This window comes from Saccharomonospora saliphila YIM 90502 (genome assembly GCF_000383795.1).
Classification (GTDB): domain Bacteria; phylum Actinomycetota; class Actinomycetes; order Mycobacteriales; family Pseudonocardiaceae; genus Saccharomonospora; species Saccharomonospora saliphila.
The window spans coordinates 1-2,510 of the sequence record NZ_KB912649.1; the positions used below are offsets into that span (position 1 = coordinate 1).

A 2,510-nucleotide genomic window follows, 5' to 3' on the forward strand; every position below is an offset into this window, starting at 1 on the left:
CGCCCGTCGGAGCCGGTGGGGCTTCGGCGGTGGAACGGCGCGGAGGCGCGAGCCCGGCCGGGCTCGACCCGGAGCAGTGGCGGCAGTTCGAGGAGTTCCAGCGGTTCCAGGAGTTCCAGCGGTTCCAGCAGGCGCGGGCGGCAGCGGGCGGAGCCCTCACCGCGCCCCCGAGCACCGGCGGCGAGCTGGAACGAACCGCCACCGGCACCGACCTCGTCGGCACACCGGGCACCGACGTGCGCCCACACGACAGGCGGGAGGAGTCGTCGCGGGATCGGCCCCGCGTGCCCGGCTGGGTGCTCTGGCTCGGCAAGAAGGTGCTCGCGTGGCTGATCTTCTTCCTGCTGCTCGCCGTGTTCGTGCTCTGGCTGCTGGACCAGCTCTTCGGGTCTGACGACGCGAAGAGTCCCGCCGAGCTCGCCCAGTCCGGCGGCGGCACCTACCGCACCGAGCAGTTGCTGGCCTCGCAACCGTACGAGGCGGTGCGCAAGGTCTACGACGCCATCGCCCAGACCCACCCGGACACCGGTGAACCGCTGTTCGCGCAGGCCTGCGGCTACTTCGACAACGAGGCGGGCATCCAGCAACGGTTCGCCGCGAACACCGGGCACGCCGACTGCCGTCGCGCGGTCCTGGCCCTGCACGCCCAGGTCACCCACGTCAACGACTACGCCGAGTCCCTCTACCCGCGCCGGTACGACCCGGGGGCGGACCGCGTGCGGATCGACTCGTGCGACTTCGACATCGACGGCGGACCCGCCCTCGGCGTGTTCACCGTGACCCGGGTGGAACTCGGCCAGTGGATCATCACCAACCACCAGCCGGGACCGAGCACCTGCCGCCCCGATCCGAGCGCGCGGACGACACGCTGATCCCGCCCGACACGAAGGCGGGCGGCCGTCCGTGTGGACGACCGCCCGCCGGGTCCGGTGGTGTGCGCGCGATCAGCTCGCGGCGTCCTCCACCAGCAGGTTGCGGGTCCGGGCCGGGTCGACCGGGATGCCGGGGCCCATCGTCGTGGTGAAGGTGACCTTCTTCAGGTACCGGCCCTTCGAGGCCGACGGCTTCGCACGCAGCACCTCGTCCAGCGCCGCGGCGTAGTTCTCCACCAGCTTGTCCGCGTCGAACGACGTCTTGCCGATCGCCATGTGCAGGTTCGCCTGCTTGTCGACGCGGAAGCTGACCTTACCGCCCTTGATGTCGGCGACGGCCTTGGCGACGTCCGGGGTGACGGTGCCGGTCTTCGGGTTCGGCATCAGACCACGGGGGCCGAGGACTCGGGCCACCCGCCCGACCTTCGCCATCTGGTCCGGGGTCGCGATCGCGGCGTCGAATTCGAGCCAGCCACCCTGGATGCGCTCGATCAACTCGTCGGTCCCGACCGCGTCGGCGCCGGCGGCCTCGGCCTCGCTGGCCTTCTCGCCGGTCGCGAAGGCGATGACGCGGACGGTCTTGCCCGTTCCGTGCGGCAGGTTCACGGTGCCGCGGACCATCTGGTCGGCCTTGCGGGGGTCCACGCCGAGCCGCATGGCGATCTCGACGGTGGCGTCCATCTTGACCTTGGCGGTCTCCTTGGCGAGCTTCACGGCCTCCAACGGCGTGTACAGCCGGTCGCGGTCGATCAGCTCGGCGGCCTGACGGTAGGCCTTGCTGCGCTTGGTCATGTCTGTCCTTGAGGTAGTGAGCGGATCAGTCGTGGTGCGGGTCAGCGCGTGGCCCTTCCACACTCCTGCTGCGAGGAACCCCGTGGGCTCCGGCGCAGGGTGGTCACTCGATCGTGATACCCATCGACTTGGCGGTACCCGCGATGATCTTCGTCGCCTGGTCCATGTCCTCGACGTTGAGATCGGTCTTCTTGGTCTCGGCGATCTCACGGACCTGGTCCCAGCTGATCTTGCCGATCTTCGACTTGTGCGGCTCGCCGCTGCCCTTGTCGACGCCCGCCGCCTTCATCAGCAGCTTCGCCGCGGGCGGGGTCTTGAGCTTGAAGTCGAAGGAGCGGTCCTCGAACACGGAGATCTCGACCGGCACCACGTTGCCGCGCTGCGACTCGGTCGCGGCGTTGTAGGCCTTGCAGAACTCCATGATGTTGACGCCGTGCTGACCCAGCGCCGGACCCACGGGCGGCGCCGGGTTCGCGGCACCCGCCTGGATCTGCAGCTTGATGATCGCTGCGAGCTTCTTCTTCTTGGGTGGCATTCTCGTTCCTGTTCGGTGTCACTCGTCCCCGCACACCTGCCGTGGCGCGGGGCCTTGCCTGCGGCCGGGACTCCGGCCGTCAGATCTTGGAGACCTGGGTGAACGACAACTCGACCGGCGTCTCCCGGCCGAAGATCGACACCAGGACCTTCAGCTTCTGCGCGTCCGCGTTCACCTCGCTGATCGTCGCGGGCAGCGTGGCGAACGGGCCGTCCATGACGGTGACCGACTCCCCGACCTCGAACTCGACCTGCACCGTGCGACCCGCCGCGGGCGCCTCGGCGGCCGCCGCCGCGGGCTCGCCCTGGGCG

General features: G+C 69.8%; 3 protein-coding genes and 1 pseudogene. 1 reads left to right on the forward strand and 3 read right to left on the reverse strand.

Going from position 1 to position 2,510, the window contains the following annotated elements:
* Nucleotides 1-29 precede the first annotated feature (29 nt).
* Complete coding sequence (locus tag SACSA_RS0108085; RefSeq protein ID WP_019814922.1) at nucleotides 30-872, forward strand: hypothetical protein; 843 nt, start codon at nucleotides 30-32, stop codon at nucleotides 870-872.
* A gap of 72 nt (nucleotides 873-944) precedes the next feature.
* Here the strand turns inward: SACSA_RS0108085 and rplA are convergent, their stop codons facing one another.
* From rplA to SACSA_RS22060, 3 genes and pseudogenes are all read right to left on the reverse strand, one after another.
* Nucleotides 945-1,664, reverse strand: a complete 720-nt coding sequence (rplA, locus tag SACSA_RS0108090) for a 50S ribosomal protein L1 (RefSeq protein WP_019814924.1) — start codon at nucleotides 1,662-1,664, stop codon at nucleotides 945-947.
* Nucleotides 1,665-1,767: 103 nt separating this feature from the next.
* Complete coding sequence (rplK, locus tag SACSA_RS0108095) at nucleotides 1,768-2,199, reverse strand: 50S ribosomal protein L11 (RefSeq protein ID WP_019814926.1); 432 nt, start codon at nucleotides 2,197-2,199, stop codon at nucleotides 1,768-1,770.
* Nucleotides 2,200-2,278: 79 nt separating this feature from the next.
* Nucleotides 2,279-2,510 (reverse strand): annotated as a pseudogene (locus SACSA_RS22060) (transcription termination/antitermination protein NusG); the annotation flags it as partial.

Bases quoted from the DNA above. Each gene is read 5' to 3' on its own strand.
- rplA (WP_019814924.1), bottom strand. From the start codon at position 1,664: ATGACCAAGCGCAGCAAGGCCTACCGTCAGGCCGCCGAGCTGATCGAC.
- rplK (WP_019814926.1), bottom strand. From the start codon at position 2,199: ATGCCACCCAAGAAGAAGAAGCTCGCAGCGATCATCAAGCTGCAGATC.